The organism is Stenotrophomonas maltophilia group sp. Smal32 (genome assembly GCF_030237085.1).
Taxonomy (GTDB): domain Bacteria; phylum Pseudomonadota; class Gammaproteobacteria; order Xanthomonadales; family Xanthomonadaceae; genus Stenotrophomonas; species Stenotrophomonas maltophilia_Q.
The window spans coordinates 1-19,633 of the sequence record NZ_JASJSI010000039.1; the positions used below are offsets into that span (position 1 = coordinate 1).

At 65.6% G+C, this 19,633-nt stretch carries 19 protein-coding genes; 14 read left to right on the forward strand and 5 right to left on the reverse strand.

The features are described from left to right. Nucleotides 1-333: 333 nt before the first annotated feature. Nucleotides 334-969: an OmpW family protein gene (locus QRO91_RS11390; protein ID WP_005411140.1), complete on the reverse strand. Its 636-nt coding sequence runs from the start codon at nucleotides 967-969 to the stop codon at nucleotides 334-336. Nucleotides 970-1,155: 186 nt separating this feature from the next. Between QRO91_RS11390 and QRO91_RS11395 the strand changes: the two genes are divergently transcribed. From QRO91_RS11395 to lpdA, 3 genes are all read left to right on the forward strand, one after another. Next, nucleotides 1,156-1,671, forward strand: a complete 516-nt coding sequence (locus QRO91_RS11395) for a DNA-deoxyinosine glycosylase (RefSeq protein ID WP_197620385.1) — start codon at nucleotides 1,156-1,158, stop codon at nucleotides 1,669-1,671. A 167-nt stretch (nucleotides 1,672-1,838) separates the two neighbouring features. Next, nucleotides 1,839-3,551, forward strand: a complete 1,713-nt coding sequence (gene aceF / locus QRO91_RS11400; protein ID WP_197651150.1) for a dihydrolipoyllysine-residue acetyltransferase — start codon at nucleotides 1,839-1,841, stop codon at nucleotides 3,549-3,551. Between the two features lie 107 nt (nucleotides 3,552-3,658). Then, nucleotides 3,659-5,467 carry a dihydrolipoyl dehydrogenase gene (gene lpdA, locus QRO91_RS11405; protein ID WP_197620383.1) on the forward strand — a complete coding sequence of 603 codons (1,809 nt, stop codon included), beginning with the start codon at nucleotides 3,659-3,661 and terminating at the stop codon, nucleotides 5,465-5,467. Between the two features lie 305 nt (nucleotides 5,468-5,772). On the opposite strand, the gene QRO91_RS11410 is transcribed toward lpdA, so the two are convergent. Next, a complete protein-coding gene (locus QRO91_RS11410; protein WP_197620382.1) occupies nucleotides 5,773-6,591 on the reverse strand; it encodes a hypothetical protein in 819 nt (272 codons plus the stop codon). Between the two features lie 459 nt (nucleotides 6,592-7,050). On the opposite strand from QRO91_RS11410, the gene QRO91_RS11415 reads away from it, so the two are divergent. The 9 genes from QRO91_RS11415 (at nucleotide 7,051) to QRO91_RS11455 (ending at nucleotide 14,268) form a co-directional block, all read left to right on the forward strand. Beyond that, nucleotides 7,051-7,416: a hypothetical protein gene (locus tag QRO91_RS11415; RefSeq protein WP_014648497.1), complete on the forward strand. Its 366-nt coding sequence runs from the start codon at nucleotides 7,051-7,053 to the stop codon at nucleotides 7,414-7,416. Nucleotides 7,417-7,447: 31 nt separating this feature from the next. Next, nucleotides 7,448-8,248 (forward strand): F0F1 ATP synthase subunit A, encoded by an 801-nt coding sequence (gene atpB, locus QRO91_RS11420; protein WP_010481316.1) that lies wholly within the window; start codon nucleotides 7,448-7,450, stop codon nucleotides 8,246-8,248. Nucleotides 8,249-8,321: 73 nt separating this feature from the next. After that, a complete protein-coding gene (gene atpE / locus QRO91_RS11425) occupies nucleotides 8,322-8,627 on the forward strand; it encodes a F0F1 ATP synthase subunit C (protein ID WP_005411133.1) in 306 nt (101 codons plus the stop codon). 106 nt (nucleotides 8,628-8,733) lie between these two features. Continuing rightward, the gene (locus QRO91_RS11430; RefSeq protein ID WP_005419512.1) at nucleotides 8,734-9,204 is read left to right on the forward strand and encodes a F0F1 ATP synthase subunit B; all 471 of its coding nucleotides are present in this window, start codon (nucleotides 8,734-8,736) and stop codon (nucleotides 9,202-9,204) included. 2 nt (nucleotides 9,205-9,206) lie between these two features. Continuing rightward, nucleotides 9,207-9,734 carry a F0F1 ATP synthase subunit delta gene (locus QRO91_RS11435; RefSeq protein ID WP_005411131.1) on the forward strand — a complete coding sequence of 176 codons (528 nt, stop codon included), beginning with the start codon at nucleotides 9,207-9,209 and terminating at the stop codon, nucleotides 9,732-9,734. A gap of 44 nt (nucleotides 9,735-9,778) precedes the next feature. Next, the gene (gene atpA, locus QRO91_RS11440; RefSeq protein WP_005419511.1) at nucleotides 9,779-11,326 is read left to right on the forward strand and encodes a F0F1 ATP synthase subunit alpha; all 1,548 of its coding nucleotides are present in this window, start codon (nucleotides 9,779-9,781) and stop codon (nucleotides 11,324-11,326) included. A gap of 97 nt (nucleotides 11,327-11,423) precedes the next feature. Further along, the gene (gene atpG / locus QRO91_RS11445) at nucleotides 11,424-12,287 is read left to right on the forward strand and encodes a F0F1 ATP synthase subunit gamma (protein ID WP_006471334.1); all 864 of its coding nucleotides are present in this window, start codon (nucleotides 11,424-11,426) and stop codon (nucleotides 12,285-12,287) included. Between the two features lie 38 nt (nucleotides 12,288-12,325). Then, on the forward strand, nucleotides 12,326-13,732 hold the full coding sequence (gene atpD, locus QRO91_RS11450; protein ID WP_049429233.1) for a F0F1 ATP synthase subunit beta: 1,407 nt from the start codon (nucleotides 12,326-12,328) through the stop codon (nucleotides 13,730-13,732). A gap of 113 nt (nucleotides 13,733-13,845) precedes the next feature. Continuing rightward, the gene (locus tag QRO91_RS11455; RefSeq protein ID WP_005411127.1) at nucleotides 13,846-14,268 is read left to right on the forward strand and encodes a F0F1 ATP synthase subunit epsilon; all 423 of its coding nucleotides are present in this window, start codon (nucleotides 13,846-13,848) and stop codon (nucleotides 14,266-14,268) included. Nucleotides 14,269-14,452: 184 nt separating this feature from the next. On the opposite strand, the gene QRO91_RS11460 is transcribed toward QRO91_RS11455, so the two are convergent. Further along, nucleotides 14,453-14,836 carry a GtrA family protein gene (locus tag QRO91_RS11460; protein ID WP_049429234.1) on the reverse strand — a complete coding sequence of 128 codons (384 nt, stop codon included), beginning with the start codon at nucleotides 14,834-14,836 and terminating at the stop codon, nucleotides 14,453-14,455. Between the two features lie 83 nt (nucleotides 14,837-14,919). On the opposite strand from QRO91_RS11460, the gene glmU reads away from it, so the two are divergent. Further along, a complete protein-coding gene (gene glmU, locus QRO91_RS11465; protein WP_049429235.1) occupies nucleotides 14,920-16,287 on the forward strand; it encodes a bifunctional UDP-N-acetylglucosamine diphosphorylase/glucosamine-1-phosphate N-acetyltransferase GlmU in 1,368 nt (455 codons plus the stop codon). Further along, nucleotides 16,256-16,789, forward strand: coding sequence for a GNAT family N-acetyltransferase (locus QRO91_RS11470; RefSeq protein ID WP_197650685.1), 534 nt, complete (start codon nucleotides 16,256-16,258; stop codon nucleotides 16,787-16,789). The genes glmU and QRO91_RS11470 overlap by 32 nt, the downstream gene beginning before the upstream one ends. A 90-nt stretch (nucleotides 16,790-16,879) precedes the next feature. Here QRO91_RS11470 and QRO91_RS11475 read toward each other — a convergent pair whose 3' ends face one another. Continuing rightward, on the reverse strand, nucleotides 16,880-18,232 hold the full coding sequence (locus QRO91_RS11475; RefSeq protein WP_049429237.1) for a PAS domain-containing sensor histidine kinase: 1,353 nt from the start codon (nucleotides 18,230-18,232) through the stop codon (nucleotides 16,880-16,882). After that, nucleotides 18,229-19,575, reverse strand: coding sequence for a sigma-54 dependent transcriptional regulator (locus QRO91_RS11480; RefSeq protein WP_049429264.1), 1,347 nt, complete (start codon nucleotides 19,573-19,575; stop codon nucleotides 18,229-18,231). Before QRO91_RS11480 ends, QRO91_RS11475 begins: the two co-directional genes overlap by 4 nt. Between the last annotated feature and the right edge of the window lie 58 nt (nucleotides 19,576-19,633).

Consider the following 19,633-nt stretch of genomic DNA (forward strand, 5'->3'; position numbering starts at 1 on the left):
CCTGACCGGGGCGGGCTGGGGGGCCGCGCCCGCGAATAGGGGCGCAAAAAACCCCCCGCAGGGCCCCCGCCCGCCCCCCCCCCCCCCCCCCCCCCCCCCCGCACCCCCCCCCCCCCCCCCCCCCCCGCCGCCCCCCCCCCCCCCCCCCCGGCCCCCCCCCCCCCCCCCCCCCCCCCCCCCCCCCGCGGGGGGGGGGGGCCGCGGGCCCCCCCCAACAAAAAAACCCCCCCCGCAGGGGGCCGTCGCCTCTACAGGCGGAACGCAGGTGACGGAAACGACGACGGGCCCCGCAGGGCCCGTCGCGTTACATCAATGAAGCCGGTACTGCCTGGATCAGAAGCGGGCGCCGATGCCGAAGCCGACGGTCCACGGATCCATCTTTGCTTCGCCGATCTTCTCGCCGCCGACCTTCACGTCCGGACGCGAACGCATGTAGCGGGCATCGGCACGGGCGAACCAGGTGGAGTTGATGTTCATGTCCACGCCGACGGTGCCGATCACACCCTTGGCATCCTTGAGGCGGATGTCGGAGCTGCTGCCGTCAGCCAGCGTTTCATTGCTGAAGCTGGACTGGTAGTAGCCCACGCCCACGAACGGACGGAACACGTTGTCAGCCTGGCCGAAGTGGTACTGGCCGCTCAGCGCGACCGGCTGCTGCTCGACGTTGCCCAGACGGGCATTGTTCGGGCCCTTCACCTTGTGGTCGAACTTGTCGGCGGCGCCCCACAGTTCAACGGCCCAGTTGTCGTTGATGTAGTAGCTGAAGCTGACGGTCGGCGCCGGACCGCCATCGACCTTCTTGATGCCGTCGATCGGATCATTCTTCGGCTGCAGCAGCGCGACGCCGCCAACCACGGCAAAATGCTTGCCCGAAGCGGTATCGGTGGAGCTGCTGTCCTGGGCGAAAGCGGCCGGCGCGAAGGCGGCGGAGGTCAGCAGGGCGAGACTCAGGATACGGATGGAGCGCATGGGGGTATCTCCTAGTGTTTCTTGTTTTGGGCCCCCGGTTGCGGGGCGAGCACACCGTAGTCGCCTCAACATGAATCGAATCCGACGCGCGTTAAAAAATAGTTTTCCTTGTTCAGCGAGCAGTGCGAAAAGCCTGTTTCCATGGGGTTTTCCGCGCGTGCCGACATTCATGCAGTTGGAGAAGATGTGAGCGAAGCAACGTTGTGCACCGGCCTGCAAGCGCAGGTGAACGTGCAGTGCCGGGTGCTGTTGCTGGGCTCGATGCCGGGCGCGGCGTCATTGCAGGAGCAGCGCTACTACGCCCATCCACGCAATCGTTTCTGGCCGCTGATGGCTGATATCTGCGGGTTTGATGCGGGCCTGCCGTATGCACAGCGGTTGCAGGCAGTGCAGGCGGCAGGTGTCGGCCTGTGGGATGTCATCGGCCAATGCGAACGTCGCGGCAGCCTGGATGCGCACATCGTGCGCGGCACGGAAGTACCCAATGCGCTGCCGGCATTGATCGCCTCCCTTCCTGAGCTGGAGCTGATCGGTTGCAACGGCGGTGCATCGATGCTGGCGTTCCAGCGCTGGGTGCTGCCATGGCTGGAGGCCCCACCCCGGCTGATGGCGCTGCCTTCCACCAGCCCGGCCAATGCGGCCTGGTCGTTGCCGCGCCTGCGTGTGGCCTGGCAGCCGGTGGCCGACGCGCTGGCGACATGAAGCGGACATCGTCCGGACAATACGCTACCGACTGGTCGCGGCCGCACCCCATGGGCAACAGCCTGTCCCGGCTGCGTGCGTACTGAAAACACCTGTAACGGTTGGCGCTGGCCCCCGCTGGCCGCACAATAGACGTTTCCCTACACCAGATTGCCGGAGTTATCCCCATGGCCGAAATCAAGGAAGCACTTGTCCCCGATATCGGTGACTACAGCGATATCCCGGTAATCGAGGTGCTTGTCGCCGTCGGCGACACGGTCAAGAAGGACCAGGGCCTGGTGACGCTGGAAAGCGACAAGGCGACCATGGAAGTGCCGTCCTCGGTGGCCGGCGTGGTCAAGGAACTGAAGGTCAAGGTCGGCGACAGCCTGTCCGAAGGCAAGGTCGTGGCCCTGATCGAAGTGGCCGAAGGCGAAGCCGCCAAGCCGGCGGCGGCTGCGCCGGCACCGGCCAAGGCCGCTGCCCCGGCTGCTGCTACCCAGAGTGCGCCGGCCCCGGCCGCAGCTGCGCCGGCCGCTCCGGCCGCCAGCGGCGGTGCGGTGGAAGCGCTGGTGCCGGATATCGGCGATTACTTCGGCATTCCGGTCATCGAAGTGCTGGTGGCCGTGGGCGACACGGTCAAGAAGGACCAGGGCCTGGTCACCCTGGAAAGCGACAAGGCCACCATGGAAGTGCCGTCTTCGGTGGCCGGTGTGGTCAAGGAGATCAAGGTCAAGGTTGGCGACACTCTGTCGCAGGGCAATGTGGTCGCCATCATCGAAGCCGAAGGCGCTGCCGCGCCGGCCCCGAGCAAGGCCGCTGCGGCCGCCGCTCCGGCCGCTGCCGAGACTGCTACCAAGGTTGAGCCGGTCGCCGTTCCGGCCCAGCCGGACAAGCTGGCCGCCCGCGAGATCGCCTCGGCCGGTGCTCCGTCCAGCCCGCCGGTGCAGTTCAACGCCGATGGCGTGCTGCCGGCAAAGGTGCCGTACGCCACCCCGGCCGTGCGCGTGTTCGCCCGCGAGCTGGGCGTGGACCTGCTGCAGATCAGCGGCACCGAGAAGGGCGGCCGCATCACCAAGGGTGACGTGCAGAAGTTCGTCAAGGCCGCCCTCAGCGGTGGCGTGCCGGCGGCTGCCGGTGGCGCCGTTGCTGGTGGTGGTGGCCTGAACCTGCTGCCGTGGCCGAAGGTCGACTTCAGCAAGTTCGGCGAGACCGAAGTGCAGCCGCTGTCGCGCATCAAGAAGATCTCGGGCGCCAACCTGGCCCGCAACTGGGCGATGATCCCGCACGTCACCCAGTTCGAACAGGCCGACATCACCGATCTGGAAGGCCTGCGCGTGGCGCTGAACAAGGAAAACGAGAAGGCCGGCATCAAGCTGACCATGCTTGCCTTCCTGATCAAGGCCAGCGCCGCTGCGCTGAAGAAGTTCCCGGAATTCAACGCCTCGCTCGATGCCAGCGGTGAAAACCTGACCCTGAAGAAGTACTTCCACATCGGCTTCGCCGCCGATACGCCGAACGGCCTGGTCGTGCCGGTCATCCGCGACGTGGACAAGAAGGGCGTGGTGCAGATCGCGCAGGAAACCGGCGAACTGGCCAAGAAGGCGCGCGATGGCAAGCTTGGCCCGGCCGACATGAGCGGCGGCTGCTTCTCGATCAGCTCGCTGGGTGGCATCGGTGGCACCGCGTTCACCCCGATCGTCAATGCACCGGAAGTGGCCATCCTCGGCGTCTCCAAGTCGTCCATCCAGCCGGTCTGGAACGGCAAGGAATTCGCACCGAAGCTGATGCTGCCGCTGTCGCTGAGCTACGACCACCGCGTCATCGACGGCGCCCTGGCCGCACGCTTCACCACGTACCTGTCGCAGGTACTGGCCGACATGCGCCGCGTGCTGCTGTAAGGCACCGCTTCGCCCCCACCGTGCGGCCGCTGCCCCTGGCGCGGCCGCGTGAACAGATGCAGTGACAGCCCGCCGGCCATGCCGGCCGGGCACGAGGAAAACCCACCATGGCCACGATTGAAGTCAAGGTTCCCGACATCGGCGATTACAGCGATGTGCCGGTGATTGAAGTGTTGGTCGCCGTCGGCGACACGGTGAAGAAGGACCAGGGCCTGGTGACCCTGGAGTCGGACAAGGCCACCCTGGAAGTGCCGTCCTCGGCCGCCGGCGTGGTCAAGGAAATCAAGGTCAAGCTGGGCGACACCCTGTCCGAAGGCGCCGTGGTCGTGCTGCTGGATGCCGAAGGCGCCGCCGAAGCCCCGGCCAAGGCCGCCGCGCCGGCCCCGGCTGCAGCCGCCCCGGCCAGCAAGCCGCCGGTGACTCCGTCGCACCGCGCCCCGGCCGAGCCGGCGGCACCGAAGCCGGCGCTGTCCAGCGGCAAGCCGGCCGACATCGAATGCGAAATGGTCGTGCTGGGCTCGGGCCCGGGCGGCTACACCGCCGCCTTCCGCGCCGCCGACGTCGGCCTGGATACGGTGCTCGTCGAGCGCTACGCCAGCCTCGGCGGCGTCTGCCTCAATGTCGGCTGCATCCCGTCAAAGGCGCTGCTGCATGCCGCCGCGGTGATCGACGAAGTCGCCCACGCCGGTGATTTCGGCGTCGAGTTCGGCAAGCCGACCATCACCCTGGACAAGCTGCGCCAGTACAAGGAAAAGGTCGTCAACCAGCTGACCAAGGGCCTGGCCGGCATGGCCAAGCAGCGCAAGGTCCGCAGTGTGCAGGGCGTGGGCAAGTTCGTTTCCGCCAACGAGCTGGAAATCACCGCCGCTGACGGCAGCACCCAGCTGCTGCGCTTCCAGAAGTGCATCATCGCCGCCGGTTCGCAGGCGGTGAAGCTGCCGAACTTCCCGTGGGACGACAAGCGCGTGATGGATTCCACCGACGCGCTGGAGCTGGCCGACGTGCCGGCCTCGCTGCTGGTCGTCGGCGGCGGCATCATCGGCCTGGAAATGGCCACCGTGTATGGCGCGCTGGGCAGCAAGGTCACCGTGGTCGAGTTCATGGACCAGCTGATGCCGGGCGCCGACAAGGACCTGGTCAAGCCGCTGGCCGACCGCCTGAAGAAGCAGGGCATCGACGTGCACCTGAAGACCAAGGCCTCGGGCGTCACCGCCGATGCCAAGGGCATCACCGTCACCTTCGAAGCCGCCGAGGAAGGCCAGGCGCCTGCGTTGGCGCAGGGCACCTTCGACCGTGTGCTGGTGGCCGTGGGCCGCTCGCCGAACGGCAAGAAGATCGATGCCGAGAAGGCCGGCGTGCAGGTCACCGACCGTGGCTTCATTCCGGTTGACCGTCAGATGCGCACCAACGTGCCGCACATCTTTGCCATCGGCGACATCGTCGGCAACCCGATGCTGGCGCACAAGGCCACGCACGAGGGCAAGCTGGCCGCTGAAGTGGCTGCCGGCCACAAGAAGGAGTGGGTGGCGCGCGTGATTCCGTCGGTGGCCTATACCAACCCGGAAATCGCCTGGGTCGGCGTGACCGAGACCGAAGCCAAGGCCAAGGGCCTGAAGGTGGGCGTGGCCAAGTTCCCGTGGGCCGCCAGCGGCCGCGCGATCGGCATCGGCCGTACCGAAGGCTTCACCAAGCTGATCTTCGACGAAGAGACCCACCGCATCATCGGTGGCGCGATCGTTGGCGTGCATGCCGGCGACCTGCTGGCCGAGATCGGCCTGGCCATCGAGATGGGTGCGGAAGCCGAAGACATCGGCCACACCATCCACGCGCACCCGACGCTGAGCGAATCGGTGGCGATGGCCTCGGAAATCTACGACGGCACGATCACCGATCTGTACATGCCGAAGAAGAAGTAGGGCGCCCGCGCCGTTCCAAACGAAAAGCCCCGGTTCCTGCCGGGGTTTTTTTGTTGGCTGCAGGAATATCTTCGGCTGTTGTCATCGCGAGGGTCCGGGCCACTGCAACAGCCGCCGTGATGCCCAGCTTCGGTAGAGTCGACTGTTAGTCGACTTGCGCGCGCAGCGCGGGTTCTTCCGCATCACGACTGAAAGCAGTCGACTAACAGTCGACTCTACCCATAGCTCCGCGTCGCAAACAAAAAAGCGCGGCCCCGATGTTCAGGAGGCCGCGCCAGGAGAGAGCGTGTGGAAGGAGCGGGGGATCAGAACACGAAGCTGACGCCTGCCACCGGGCCCTTGAATTCCTGCTTCAGGCCGATGGTGCCGTCGCTGCCCTTCTTGTCCGCATCGAGCTTGAACCAGTCGTAGCCGGCGAACACGCCGAAGTTCCTGGTGAAGCGGTAGTCGACGATGGCGTTGGCGCGGCTCAGGTCGCCCTTGTAGTCGTCGAAGCTGCCCCAGCGCGTGTTGAGGTACTGGCCCTGCAGCGTGATCATCCACTTCTCCGACGGAGTGAAGCTCAGTCGTGCGCCGACCACCGGTGCTACGCCGTCGGTCTTTTCGTTGAGGAACTGGCCTTCGTAGACGGTGCCCAGATCCGCGTATGCCTTGGTGCTGACCTTGGCGTACTCGGCACCCAGCTGCAGGCCGAGATCGAAGGTGTCGGTGTCCACCACCGAGTAGTCATAGACCAGGCTGGCCACCTGGTACTTCAGCTCGCCCTTGACGAAGCTGCCGGACGGCACGTTGACGTCACCGAAGGAAATGTCCTGGCCGAGGGTCTCGCGACGGTCCTTGTCGTACTTGAAGTAGTTGAACAGCAGGCGCTGGCGGTTGCTGATGCGGAACATGCCGTCGATGCGCGGCTCCCATTCCTTGCCCCCCAGCTTGAAGTCCTCCGAGAAGCCGATGTCCTGGCCGGCGACGTTGGTCTTGCCACGCAGGGTATTGTCCGAGTCGATGTTCATCGCACCCAGGCGCAGGGCGAAGCGATCATCGCCTTCGGCGGCGTGGGCGGCAGTGGCGAACGAAGCGCCGGCGGCAAGCAGGGAGAGGGCGAGCAGGGTGGGAACGGAGCGCATCGAAGAGTCCTTGCAGTGGTTCATCAGAATGAAATCCACTGTGCCGGACAGGCGCGTCCACCATCCGTGAACGTATGGTCCACGCGATGTGCACGGTTCAGCGCTGTCGCCACGATGCAAAAAGATGGCCCCGGAGCCGGGCTTCGGGGCCATCGTGGGACCTGCGGGGCGGAGCGTCGACGAGGTTGCTGCAGGCAGGTCGAAAGATCGGACCGGTGCGTTGGGCGAAAGTTCCGCCGGATGCGACCAAAGTTCAATATTGCGCCGCAGCATCATACGGACGTCATTGTCCCCCGGGTGGCACGCAAAAATGTAACCGTTACCGCAACTTGCGGCTTCCCGGGATGAACAGGCAGCGGTTGTCTCGCAAATTGTCCCATTGCTATAATTTGGCGGCTCGATGAGGCCCCCCTGCTGTAGCCGCCTCAGCCCTCCACTTGCAACCACGCGGGACGTCCTGTGCTGAACTCCGTTGATGCGGGTCGGCGACTGATGCTGCGCGCCGCGGTCTACCCGCTGGCCGCGGTCGCTGTCCTGGCCCTGGCCTTCCTGCTGGTGGGTCCGAAATACGCCCTCGGCGCGCTGGCGTCCGGTGTGGCCATTTCGGCCGGTGGCTGGGTGGCGGCGCGGATGGCACTGGGCGGGGGAGCGGTGGCAGCAGGATCGGCGATGGCTCGCCTGATCATTGCGATCGTAGCCAAGTGGGTCGTGGTTTTCGGCGTCCTGCTGGTGGGGTTCCTGGTCTTCAAGCTGCCTGCATTGGCGCTGTTGGCCGGTATCGCCGTCGGCTTGATGTTCCAGGTCCTGGCGATGGCCAGGCGTTGACAGAATTCAATTAACTGAAGGTTCCGGACACATGGCGGGCGAGGCTCTAACCCCTACCAGCTACATCCAGCATCACCTGCACAACCTGACCGCGCCGGTCGGCAAGGGTGAGGGTATGTTCTGGCATATCCACGTCGATACCTTCCTCACCGCGGTCCTGATGGGCCTGGTGATCGTTGTCGCGTTCTGGCTGGGCACCCGCAAGGCCACCGCCGGTGTGCCGGGCAAGTGGCAGGCCTTCGTGGAAATCTGCCTGGAGTTCGTCGACCGCCAGGCCAAGGACACCTACCACGGCAAGAGCAAGCTGGTCACGCCGATCGCCATCACCATCTTCTTCTGGATTCTGCTGATGAATCTGCTGAAGATGATCCCGGCCGATTTCATCGCCAAGCCGCTGGAATGGGTGGGCGTGCACTACTGGAAGCCGGTCCCGACCGCTGACGTCAATGCCACCCTGGGCATGGCCATCAGCGTGTTCTTCCTGATGCTGTTCTTCGCACTGAAGTCGAAGGGCCTTGGCGGCTTCATCAAGGAATTCCTGACGGCGCCGTTCGGCAAGTGGATGATGCCGTTCAACCTGATCCTCAACATCGTCGAGTGGCTGAGCAAGCCGATCTCGCTGGCGATGCGACTGTTCGGCAACATGTTCGGCGGCGAAATCGTGTTCCTGCTGATCTGGGTGCTGGGTGGTGCCGGTTTCTTCGGTGCCATTGCCGGTGGTGTGTTCGGCCTCGGCTGGATGCTGTTCCACTTGCTGGTGATCCCGCTGCAGGCCTTCATCTTCATGATGCTGTCGATCGTGTACCTGAGCCTGTCGGAAGACGCTCACTGAGTTTCAAGCTTCAACGCGTTTCAACCTTCATCCGTTTCATCACCCTTAGCAACTTAAGTTCCTGGAGATAACCATGTACTTCGCCGTCCTGACCAACTTCGCGCAGATTCAGAGCTCCACCGCCCTTGCCGTCGGCATCATGATCGGCCTGGCCGCGCTGGGCGCCGGTCTGGGTCTGGCCATCATGGCTGGTAAGTTCCTGGAGTCGGCCGCCCGCCAGCCGGAACTGATCCCGGTCCTGCAGGTCCGCATGTTCATCACCGCCGGCCTGATCGACGCCGCGTTCATCATCTCGGTCGCCGTCGGCCTGCTGCTGGCCTTCGCCAACCCGCTGTCGGCTGCCTTCGCTGGCGCCGTCACCAAGGCTCTGGCCGGCTGATACAGCGGTTTGAGACGACCGGGTGCTGATGCACCCGGTTTCGGATGAAGGCCGGATGCGCCGCTACGGCGGCGCGTCCACCCCGAAACCAGCGATCGAGCTAACCATGAATATCAATTTCACCCTTCTTGCGCAGGCGCTGGCCTTCGCTGGTCTGATCTGGATCATCGCGACCAAGATCTGGCCGCCGCTGATGAACGCGATCGAAGAGCGCCAGCAGAAGATTGCTGAAGGCCTCGCTGCTGCCGACCGCAGCCAGAAAGATCTGGCCCAGGCGCAGGAGAAGGTCAACGAAGCGCTGAAGGAAGCACGCACCAAGGCCAACGAGATCATCGATCAGGCCCACGCACGTGCCAACCAGATCGTCGATGCTGCCCGCAACGAAGCGATCACCGAAGCCACCCGTCAGAAGGAACTGGCCCAGGCTGAAATCGACGCCGCCGCCAACCGTGCCCGTGAAGATCTGCGCAAGCAGGTGTCCGCGCTGGCCGTGACCGGTGCCGAAAAGCTGCTCAAGCGCGAAATCGACGCCAACGCCCACAAGGCGCTGCTCGACGAGCTGGCCTCGGAGATCTAAGGATGAGCCAGGCCCTCACGCTTGCCCGCCCGTACGCCCGCGCCGCGTTCGCGACCGCGCGCGACGAAGGCGCGTTCGCGCCGTGGTCGGACGCCCTGGCGTTCTCCGCCCACGTCGCCGCCGACCCGCGCGTGGCGGCCCTGCTCGCCAACCCGGAGCTGGGTCGTGACGACGCCGTCGCCCTGCTGGCGCCGGTGTCGCACGGCGAGACCTACTCGCGCTTCCTGGCCATCCTGGCCGAATCGCATCGTCTGCCGCTGCTGCCGGAAATCTCCGGCATGTTCGACGCCCTGCGCGCCGAAGCCGAGCACGTGGTCAAGGCCACCGTCACCTCGGCCGCCGAACTGTCGGCCGGTGAACTGGACGCGATCAAGGTCGCGCTGCGCAAGCGCTTCAACCGCGAGGTCGACGTGACCACCGCGGTCGATGCCTCGCTGATCGGCGGCGCCGTGATCGACGCCGGCGACGTGGTCATCGATGGTTCGCTGAAGGGCAAGCTGGCCCGTCTGCAGACCGCGCTCGCTAACTGAATTCATTTAACGTCCGGCCCCGCTGCCGGCACTAGGACTTGACGATGGCAACCACGCTCAACCCCTCCGAAATCAGCGAACTGATCAAGAACCGCATCGAGAAGGTCAAGCTGGCCGCGGAATCGCGCAACGAAGGCACCGTGACCAGCGTGTCCGACGGCATCGTGCGCATCTTCGGTCTGGCCGACGTGATGCAGGGCGAAATGATCGAACTGCCGAACAACACCTTCGCACTGGCCCTGAACCTGGAGCGCGACTCGGTCGGCGCCGTGGTCCTGGGTGACTACGAGCACCTGCGCGAAGGTGACGTCGCCAAGACCACCGGCCGCATCCTGGAAGTGCCGGTCGGTCCGGAACTGCTGGGCCGCGTCGTGAACGCGCTGGGCGAGCCGATCGACGGCAAGGGCCCGCTGGGCACCGACCTGACCGCTCCGGTGGAGCGCGTTGCTCCGGGCGTGATCTGGCGCAAGTCGGTCGACCAGCCGGTGCAGACGGGTTACAAGTCGGTCGACTCGATGATCCCGATCGGCCGTGGCCAGCGCGAGCTGATCATCGGCGACCGCCAGACCGGCAAGACCGCGATGGCGATCGATGCGGTGATCAACCAGAAGGGCACCGGCATCAAGTGCGTGTACGTTGCGATCGGCCAGAAGGCTTCGACCATCGCCAACATCGTGCGCAAGCTGGAAGAGAACGGCGCGCTGGCCCACACCATCGTGGTGGCCGCGACCGCTTCCGAATCGGCTGCCATGCAGTACATCAGCGCCTACTCGGGCTGCACCATGGGTGAGTACTTCATGGACCGCGGCGAAGACGCGCTGATCGTGTACGACGATCTGTCCAAGCAGGCCGTCGCCTACCGCCAGATCTCGCTGCTGCTGAAGCGCCCGCCGGGCCGTGAAGCCTACCCGGGTGACGTGTTCTACCTGCACTCCCGTCTGCTTGAGCGCGCAGCCCGCGTGTCCGAGGAGTACGTCGAGAAGTTCACCGAAGGCAAGGTCACCGGCAAGACCGGTTCGCTGACCGCGCTGCCGATCATCGAAACCCAGGCCGGCGACGTGTCCGCCTTCGTTCCGACCAACGTGATCTCGATCACCGACGGCCAGATCTTCCTGGAAACCGACCTGTTCAACGCCGGCATCCGCCCGGCCGTGAACGCGGGTATCTCGGTGTCGCGCGTCGGTGGCTCGGCCCAGACCAAGATCATCAAGAAGCTGTCGGGCGGCATCCGTATCTCGCTGGCCCAGTACCGCGAGCTGGCTGCGTTCGCGCAGTTCGCCTCGGACCTGGACGAAGCGACCCGCAAGCAGCTGGAGCGTGGCCAGCGCGTCACCGAGCTGATGAAGCAGAAGCAGTACGCGCCGATGTCGATCGCCAACCAGGCGCTGTCGATCTACGCCGTCAACGAGGGTTACCTCGACGACGTGCCGGTCAACAAGCTGCTGGCGTTCGAAGAAGGCCTGCACGCCCACTTCGCCAACACCCAGGGCGAGCTGATCAGCAAGGTCAACGCCACCGGCGGTTGGGACAACGACATCGAAGGTGCCTTCAAGAAGGGCATCGCCGAGTTCAAGACCACCGGCAGCTGGTAATCGCGGTCCTGTAGAGCGGAGCCGCTGGCTCCGCTGGACCAGATGACAAACGGTTGAACAACGCGGGGCATCAGCCCCGCGCCACGGGAAACAAGAGATGGCAAGCGGACGCGAAATCAAAACCAAGATCAAGAGCGTGCAGAACACCCGCAAGGTGACGCGCGCCCTGGAAATGGTCTCGGCCTCCAAGATCCGCAAGGCGCAGGATCGGATGAAGACCTCGCGTCCGTACGCGCAGGCGATGAAGCAGGTGATCGGTCATCTGGCCCAGGCCAGCACCGACTACCAGCATCCGTTCCTGGTCGAGCGCGAGCAGGTCAAGCGGGTCGGTTTCATCGTGATCTCCTCCGATCGCGGCCTGGCCGGCGGCCTGAACAACAACCTGTTCCGCAAGATGCTGGGCGAAGCCAAGGCATGGCAGGACAAGGGTGCTGAAGTGGACCTGGTGACCATCGGCCAGAAGGCATCGACCTTCTTCCGACGCGTGAAGGTCAACATGGTCGGCAGCGTGACCCACATCGGCGACGTGCCGAAGCTGGAATCGCTGATCGGTGTGATCAAGGTCATGCTCGACGCCTTCACCGAAGGCAAGGTCGACCGCGTGTACCTGGTCTACAACCGCTTCGTGAACACCATGACGCAGAAGGCCAGCTTCGATCAGCTGCTGCCGCTGCCGCCGGCTGAGAAGCAGGTCGCTCACCACGACTGGGATTACCTGTACGAACCCGATGCCGCGACCGTGCTGGAGCACGTGATGACGCGTTACATCGAGTCGCTGGTGTACCAGGCACTGCTGGAAAACGTCGCCTCCGAGCATGCAGCACGCATGGTTGCGATGAAGGCGGCGAGCGACAACGCCAACAAGCTGATCGGCACCCTGCAGCTCGTCTACAACAAGGCGCGCCAGGCAGCGATCACCCAGGAAATCTCCGAAATCGTCGGCGGCGCGGCAGCAGTCTGACCGCGTTCGTTCAAAGCACACATTTAGAGGATGCAGCAATGAGTCAGGGCAAGATCGTTCAGATCATCGGCGCGGTCGTCGACGTCGAATTCCCGCGTGAGTCGGTGCCGAAGGTGTACGACGCGCTGAAGGTCGACAACACCGAAATCACCCTTGAAGTCCAGCAGCAGCTGGGCGACGGCGTGGTGCGTACCATCGCCCTCGGTTCCACCGACGGCCTGAAGCGCAACCTGGTCGCCACCAACACCGGTCGTGGCATCTCGGTGCCGGTCGGCGCCGGCACCCTGGGCCGCATCATGGACGTGCTCGGCCGTCCGATCGACGAAGCCGGCCCGGTGGCTGCCAGCGACAACTGGGAAATCCACCGTGCGGCGCCGTCGTACGAAGACCAGTCCCCGGCCACCGAGCTGCTGGAAACCGGCATCAAGGTCATCGACCTGATGTGCCCGTTCGCCAAGGGCGGCAAGGTCGGCCTGTTCGGCGGCGCCGGCGTCGGCAAGACCGTCAACATGATGGAGCTGATCAACAACATCGCCAAGGCGCACAGCGGTCTGTCCGTGTTCGCCGGCGTGGGTGAGCGTACCCGTGAGGGCAACGACTTCTACCACGAAATGAAGGACTCCAACGTCCTCGACAAGGTGGCGATGGTGTACGGCCAGATGAACGAGCCGCCGGGCAACCGTCTGCGCGTCGCCCTGACCGGCCTGACCATGGCCGAGTACTTCCGCGACGAGAAGGACGAAAACGGCAAGGGTAAGGACGTCCTGCTGTTCGTCGACAACATCTACCGCTACACCCTGGCCGGTACCGAAGTGTCGGCACTGCTGGGCCGCATGCCGTCCGCCGTGGGTTACCAGCCGACCCTGGCCGAGGAAATGGGCGTCCTGCAGGAGCGCATCACCTCGACCAAGAATGGCTCGATCACCTCGATCCAGGCCGTCTACGTTCCCGCGGACGACCTGACCGACCCGTCGCCGGCGACCACCTTCGCCCACCTGGACTCGACCGTCACCCTGTCGCGTTCGATCGCCTCGCTGGGTATCTACCCGGCCGTCGATCCGCTGGACTCCACCAGCCGCCAGATGGATCCGCTGGTCATCGGCCACGAGCACTACGACACCGCCCAGCGCGTCCAGCAGACCCTGCAGAAGTACAAGGAACTGAAGGACATCATCGCGATCCTGGGCATGGACGAACTGTCCGAAGAGGACAAGCAGGCCGTGTCGCGCGCCCGTAAGATCGAGCGCTTCTTCAGCCAGCCGTTCCACGTGGCCGAAGTGTTCACCGGTTCGCCGGGCAAGTACGTGCCTCTGAAGGACACCATCCGTGGCTTCAAGGCCATCGTCGATGGCGAGTACGACCACCTGCCGGAGCAGGCGTTCTACATGGTCGGCGGCATCGAAGAAGCGGTCGAGAAGGCCAAGAAGATGGCCGAGAAGGCCTGATCCGGGGCGGGCGGGAGCGATCCTGCCCGACCTGACGCCGGCGCCGGGCAACCGCCCGCGCCGGTGGACTCCCACGGTGGCATTGCGCCGCCGCGAACAGCGAAGAGATTTGCATGAGCACGATCCGTTGCGACATCGTCAGCGCCGAGCAGGAAATCTTCCGTGGCGAAGCGACCCTGGTCGTGGCCACCGGTGAGCTGGGCGAACTGGGCATCGCGCCCAAGCACGCGCCGCTGATCACCCGCCTGAAGCCGGGCAAGGTGGTGGTGACCACGCCGAACGGCGAGCAGCTGGATTTCGCCATTTCCGGCGGCATCCTGGAAGTTCAGCCGCAGGTGGTGACCGTGCTGGCCGACACCGCGATCCGCGCGCAGGACATCGACGAAGCCTCGGTCCGCAAGGCCAAGGAAGAAGCCGAGCGCATCCTGGCCAACCGCGGTGAAGCCATGGAAGTGGCCGAAGCCCAGCAGAAGCTGGCCGAAGCCGTTGTCCAGCTGCAGGCCCTGGAACGCCTGCGCAAGACCCTCAAGCACTGAGGTTCACGCGCTGCATCCACGAAAACGCCGGCCTTGTGCCGGCGTTTTTGTTTGGGTTGCCGGGTAGAGTCGACTGTCAGTCGACTACCGCGCGCAGCGCGGGACTTTCGCGACCTCACGGAAGAGCAGTCGACCAACAGTCGACTCTACCGTTCCGGTTCCGCTTCCAGATCCTGGCGCGGTCTCAGCGATACACCACGTAGCGCATCAGCAGGAACGACACGAAGGCCAGCGCACCTTCCACCAGCGGCTTGGCCAGCCAGGTGTACTGCAGGCCGAGCGCGTGATCGACCAGGCTCACCAGCAGCGTGCTTGCCGCGGTCATCAGCAGCCACAGCCCGAAGAAGCGGGCAAAGCGCTTCCAGCCCAGCCTGTGTGCGCCCGCCTCGGCGAAGGTGTAGCGGCCGTTGAGCCAGAAGCCCAGCAGCATGCCGGCCAGGCGCCCGGCGACGTTGGCCGGCGCCACTGGCATGCCCAGCGCGGTGGCGGCCACGAACACGAGCCAGTCGAGCAGCAGCTGCACGAGCCCGATGACGAGGTAGGCGCTTCCCTGGCGGATGAGGCTCATCGGCATGGCGAAGGGGGAGGGATGCCCATGTTAACGGCGCACGCTCTAGAATCATCGGCAACGAACCACGGACTGCCGTTCCCATGACCCAACCCCTGCACGTCATCATCCTCGCCGCCGGCGCTGGCAAGCGCATGAAGTCGGTGCTGCCGAAGGTGCTGCAGCCGATCGCGGGCAAGCCGATGCTGGCGCACGTGATCGATGCGGCCCGTGAGCTCCAGCCGACGGCGATACACGTGGTCCATGGCCATGGCGGTGAGGCGGTGCGTCAGTACTTCGCCGGACAGCCCGACCTGCAATGGGCCGAGCAGGCGCAACAGCTCGGCACCGGCCACGCGGTGGCGCAGGCGATGCCCCAGGTTCCCGACCTGGCGCAGGTGCTGGTCCTGTACGGCGATGTGCCGCTGATCCGTGCGCAGACCCTGCGCGACCTTCTGGCGCAGCCGGGCCGGCTGGCGGTACTTGTGGCCGAGGTGGATGACCCGACCGGCTATGGCCGCGTGCTGCGCGATGCCGAGGGTAAGGTCGGCGCGATCATCGAGCAGAAGGACGCCACCGATGACCAGCTGCGCGTGCGTACGATCAACACCGGCATCATCGCCGCGGAATCGACCGCGCTGCGCCGCTGGCTGTCGCAGCTGTCGAACAGCAACGCACAGGGCGAGTACTACCTCACCGATGTCTTTGCTTTTGCCGCGCACGAGTACACACCGGCCGAAATGGCGCTGGTGGCCGATGCGCAGGAGGCCGAAGGTGCAAACGACCCCTGGCAGCTGTCGCAGCTGGAGCGTGCCTGGCAGCGTCGCGCGGTGCGTGCGCTGTGCGCGCAGGGCGCGCGCGTGCGCGACCCGGCACGGCTGGACATCCGCGGCACCGTCACCGTCGGCAGCGACGTGCTGATCGATGTCGACGTGGTGCTGGAAGGCAACATCGTGCTCGGTGACGGCGTCACCGTCGGCCCGTTCAACCGCCTGAAGGACGTCAACCTCGGGCCGGGCACCGAGGTGCGCGCGCATTGCGATCTGGAAGGCGTGGTCACCGAAGGCGCTGCGCAGATCGGCCCGTTCGCGCGGCTGCGCCCGGGCACCGTGCTGGCCGATGGCGTGCACGTCGGCAACTTCGTCGAGACCAAGAAGGTCACGCTGGGTGTGGGCAGCAAGGCCAATCACCTCACCTACCTGGGCGATGCGGTGATCGGCAGCAAGGTGAACATCGGCGCCGGCACCATCACCTGCAACTACGATGGCGTGAACAAGTCGACCACCACCATCGGCGACAACGCGTTCATCGGCTCCAACAGTTCGCTGGTAGCGCCGGTGACCATTGGCGACGGGGCGACCATTGCCGCCGGTTCGGTCATCACCCGCAACGCGCCGGATGGCAAGCTGACACTGGCGCGTGCACGACAGGAAACCATCGATGGCTGGAAGCGCCCGCTCAAGAAGTCCTGAGCCCCGCCTTCCTCGCGCCGAAGAACTCGGTGTGCTGCCCGGCATCGAGCAGCGCGCCGGCGAGCTGTTGAAGGGCCATGAGGCCTATCCGGTGTTCGCCGGGCATGGCCTGGACCTGGCGACATTACAGGAGGGCCTCGAGCGCCGGCAGCTGTGGGTGGTGGACGCGGCTGACGGTGGCATCGCCGGCTATCTGCTTGCCGGCGAACTGGCGGGTGAGTTCCACGTGTTGCAGATGGATGTGGATCCTGCGCATGCGCGGCAAGGTCTTGGGCGCGCGTTGTTGCGCCACGCATTGGTGCAGGCCCGGGTGGAAGGCTATCGCTCGGCGGTGCTGTCCACGTTGTCCGACGTGCCGTGGAATGCGGGCTTCTATGCCAGCGAAGGGTTCGCCGCCGTGCCGGAGGCGGAGTGGGGAGCCGGACTGCAGTCGGTGATGGCCGAAGAGGCCGCGCTCGGGTTTCCGATGCATCTGCGGGTCGCGATGCGGCGCGCCTGGTAGCTGCCGACCTTGGTCGGCATATCCACGCATGGCGTGGATCTACTGACTGGCCGACCAGGGGGCGACTACCGGCAGCCCCGATCGACCCGCTCAACCCACCGGCAGCAGGATCGACACGCACAATCCACCATCGCCGCGATTCTGCAGTGACACGCGCCCGCCGTGTGCCTCCACGATCTCGCGCGTCAGCGCCAGCCCCAGCCCGGTGCCGTTGCGCTTGGTCGAATAGAACGGCATCAGTGCGTTCTGCAGCACCTGTTCGTTCATGCCTTTGCCACGATCCAGCACGTCCAGGCGCAGCCACTGCGGCAGCCGCGTCAGCTGCACCTGCACGTCATCGTTGGGTGGATCGGCTTCGGCGCACGCTTCATGTGCGTTCTTGAGCAGGTTCAACAACGCCTGCCCGAACTGCGCGATGTCGATGCGGCTGCTCAGCGCCTCGTCCGGCTCGCGATCCATGCCGAACGGAATCTGCTGGCGCAGGCTGGACAGGAACGGTGCCCAGTGCACGGTCTGCAGCTGCGGCTGCGGCAGCTTGGCAAAGCGTGCATAGCCGCGGATGAAGCCTTCCAGATGGCGCGCGCGGTCCTCGATGGTGGTGAAGATCTCGGGCAGCCGGTCGAAGCGCTCGCGCTGCACCAGCACGCCGCCGGAATGGGCGAGCGAAGCGATCGGCGCAAGGGAGTTGTTGAGCTCGTGGCTGATCACCCGGATCACCTTCTTCCAGGTCTGCACTTCCTGGCGGCGCAGTTCAGCCGTCAGCAGCCGCACCAGCAACAGGTCGTGCGGGCGGCCGTTGAGCTGGAACGCGCGGCGCGAGAGGTGGTAGACCTGCTCATCGTCCTCGTCGCCGTCTTCGCCATCGGCATGTACCGCGAACAGGCTGTCACCGCCACGGGCGATGGCATCGCGCAGTTCCACCGGCACCTGTTCCAGAACGTCTTCCAGGCGCTGGCCTTCCAGCTTCCAGCCGCCGTGCAGCAGCTTGCGCGCCGCCAGGTTTGAGAACACCACGCGGGCCACGCCATCACCGCCGGAGGCGATCAGCAGCATCGCCACCGGTGTGTTCTGCACCATGGTGTCCAGCAGCAGCTCGCGTTGCACCAGTCCCTGTCGCTGCGCGCGCAGTACGTCGCCCAGCTCGCGGTGGGCCTGCACCAGATCGCCCAGCTCGTCGTTCCCAGGCCAGTGCACGCCGAAGTTGTATTCGCCGTCGCGATAACTGCTGGTGGTACCCGCCAGCGCACGCATCAGCGAGCGTACCGGCGCCGTCGCGCGGCGCAGGGTCCACCACATCAGCGACAGCAGGATCAGCGCCGATACCGTGGTCACCACCCAACCATGGTCCATCCAGTAGGCCAGCAGCCACGGCAGTGCCGCCGCCAGTGCCAACACCGGCAGCAGGCGCAGGAACAGGCGGAAAGTGAACGAGCGTCGTTTCATTCGCGTGGAATACCGTGGCGGTCCATGCGCCGGTACAGCGCCTGGCGGCTCAGGCCAAGCTCGGCGGCGGCCTGGGCGATGACGCCATGGTTGCGCGCCAGTACATCCTCGATGCGTGCGCGGTCGGGATCATTGCCTGCGCTGGGTGCGGGTCGCGGTGCGACGGCTGCGCGCGGCAGGTTGAGATCGCCCACTTCGATACGGTTGCCGGTGGCCAGCAGTTCGGCACGCTGGATCACGTTGCGCAGTTCGCGCACGTTGCCCGGCCACGGATGCCGCTGCAGCGCTGCGGTGGCCGCGCTGGACAGCGGTTTGCCGGCGGCCAGGAAGCGCTCGGCCAGCGGCACGATGTCGCCCGGTCGTTCGGCCAGCGGCGGCAGCACCAGTTCCACCGTATTGAGGCGGTAATAGAGGTCTTCGCGGAAGGTGCCGTCGCGGATCATCGCCGGCAGGTCGGCATTGGTCGCGCTGACCACGCGGACCTTGACCTGGCGTTCGCGGTTGGAGCCCAGGCGCTCGAAGCGGCCGGTTTCCAGCACACGCAGCAGTTTCATCTGCCCGCCCAGCGACAGGTTTCCGATCTCATCCAGGAAGAGGGTGCCACCATCGGCGGCTTCGAATTTGCCTTCGCGTGCCTTGTTGGCGCCGGTATATGCACCGGCTTCGGCACCGAACAGCTCGGCTTCGATCAGTTCCGAGGGCAGCGCGCCGCAGTTGACCGCCACGAACGGACCCTTGGCCACCAGTGAATTGGCCTGGATGATCTGCGCGATCTTTTCCTTGCCGGCGCCGTTGGGGCCGGTGATCAGCACCGGCAGTTCCGAGCGTGCAACCTGACAGGCCAGGGTGACCACACGCTCGCTGGCCGGATCGGCGACCACTGCACCGCACAGGTCGTACTTCGCTTCCAGCGCATTGCGCTGGCGCAGTTCACGCGTGCGCCGGCGGTCCAGCTCGCGGCGTGCCTCGGACAGTTCCAGCAGGTTGTTGACCGTGGTCATCAGCTTGCGGTCGTCCCAGGGCTTGGCCAGGTAGTCGGCGGCACCGGCCTTGACCAGGTCCACCGCACTGCTCAGGTGGGTCCAGGCGGTCAGCAGGATCACCGGCAGGTCAGGGTGGCGCGCACGGATCTGTGCGAACAGGGCCTCGCCCTCCTCACCGGAAGTGGTGTCCTCGCTGAAATTCATGTCCTGGATGACCAGGTCGACCGGCTGTGATTCGAGCAGAGCCAACCCGTCTGCGGGCGTCTGCGCCTGCAGGGTGTCGATGTCGTGCAGGGAGAACAGCACGTCCAGCGCGGTGCCCACGCTGGCGTTGTCGTCGATGATCAGGATCGCGGGCATCAAGCGGTTCTGCAGAAAGGGATGGGCGGCGCCGATGGAGCCGTTCGTGTCCACGCAC

Excerpts from the sequence above, each read along its gene's own strand:
- QRO91_RS11390 (WP_005411140.1), bottom strand. The coding sequence starts at position 969 with ATGCGCTCCATCCGTATCCTGAGTCTCGCCCTGCTGACCTCCGCCGCC.
- aceF (WP_197651150.1), top strand. The coding sequence starts at position 1,839 with ATGGCCGAAATCAAGGAAGCACTTGTCCCCGATATCGGTGACTACAGC.
- lpdA (WP_197620383.1), top strand. The coding sequence starts at position 3,659 with ATGGCCACGATTGAAGTCAAGGTTCCCGACATCGGCGATTACAGCGAT.
- QRO91_RS11410 (WP_197620382.1), bottom strand. The coding sequence starts at position 6,591 with ATGCGCTCCGTTCCCACCCTGCTCGCCCTCTCCCTGCTTGCCGCCGGC.
- atpB (WP_010481316.1), top strand. The coding sequence starts at position 7,448 with ATGGCGGGCGAGGCTCTAACCCCTACCAGCTACATCCAGCATCACCTG.
- atpE (WP_005411133.1), top strand. The coding sequence starts at position 8,322 with ATGTACTTCGCCGTCCTGACCAACTTCGCGCAGATTCAGAGCTCCACC.
- QRO91_RS11430 (WP_005419512.1), top strand. The coding sequence starts at position 8,734 with ATGAATATCAATTTCACCCTTCTTGCGCAGGCGCTGGCCTTCGCTGGT.
- QRO91_RS11435 (WP_005411131.1), top strand. The coding sequence starts at position 9,207 with ATGAGCCAGGCCCTCACGCTTGCCCGCCCGTACGCCCGCGCCGCGTTC.
- atpA (WP_005419511.1), top strand. The coding sequence starts at position 9,779 with ATGGCAACCACGCTCAACCCCTCCGAAATCAGCGAACTGATCAAGAAC.
- atpG (WP_006471334.1), top strand. The coding sequence starts at position 11,424 with ATGGCAAGCGGACGCGAAATCAAAACCAAGATCAAGAGCGTGCAGAAC.
- atpD (WP_049429233.1), top strand. The coding sequence starts at position 12,326 with ATGAGTCAGGGCAAGATCGTTCAGATCATCGGCGCGGTCGTCGACGTC.
- QRO91_RS11455 (WP_005411127.1), top strand. The coding sequence starts at position 13,846 with ATGAGCACGATCCGTTGCGACATCGTCAGCGCCGAGCAGGAAATCTTC.
- QRO91_RS11460 (WP_049429234.1), bottom strand. The coding sequence starts at position 14,836 with ATGAGCCTCATCCGCCAGGGAAGCGCCTACCTCGTCATCGGGCTCGTG.
- glmU (WP_049429235.1), top strand. The coding sequence starts at position 14,920 with ATGACCCAACCCCTGCACGTCATCATCCTCGCCGCCGGCGCTGGCAAG.
- QRO91_RS11470 (WP_197650685.1), top strand. The coding sequence starts at position 16,256 with ATGGCTGGAAGCGCCCGCTCAAGAAGTCCTGAGCCCCGCCTTCCTCGC.
- QRO91_RS11475 (WP_049429237.1), bottom strand. The coding sequence starts at position 18,232 with ATGAAACGACGCTCGTTCACTTTCCGCCTGTTCCTGCGCCTGCTGCCG.
- QRO91_RS11480 (WP_049429264.1), bottom strand. The coding sequence starts at position 19,575 with ATGCCCGCGATCCTGATCATCGACGACAACGCCAGCGTGGGCACCGCG.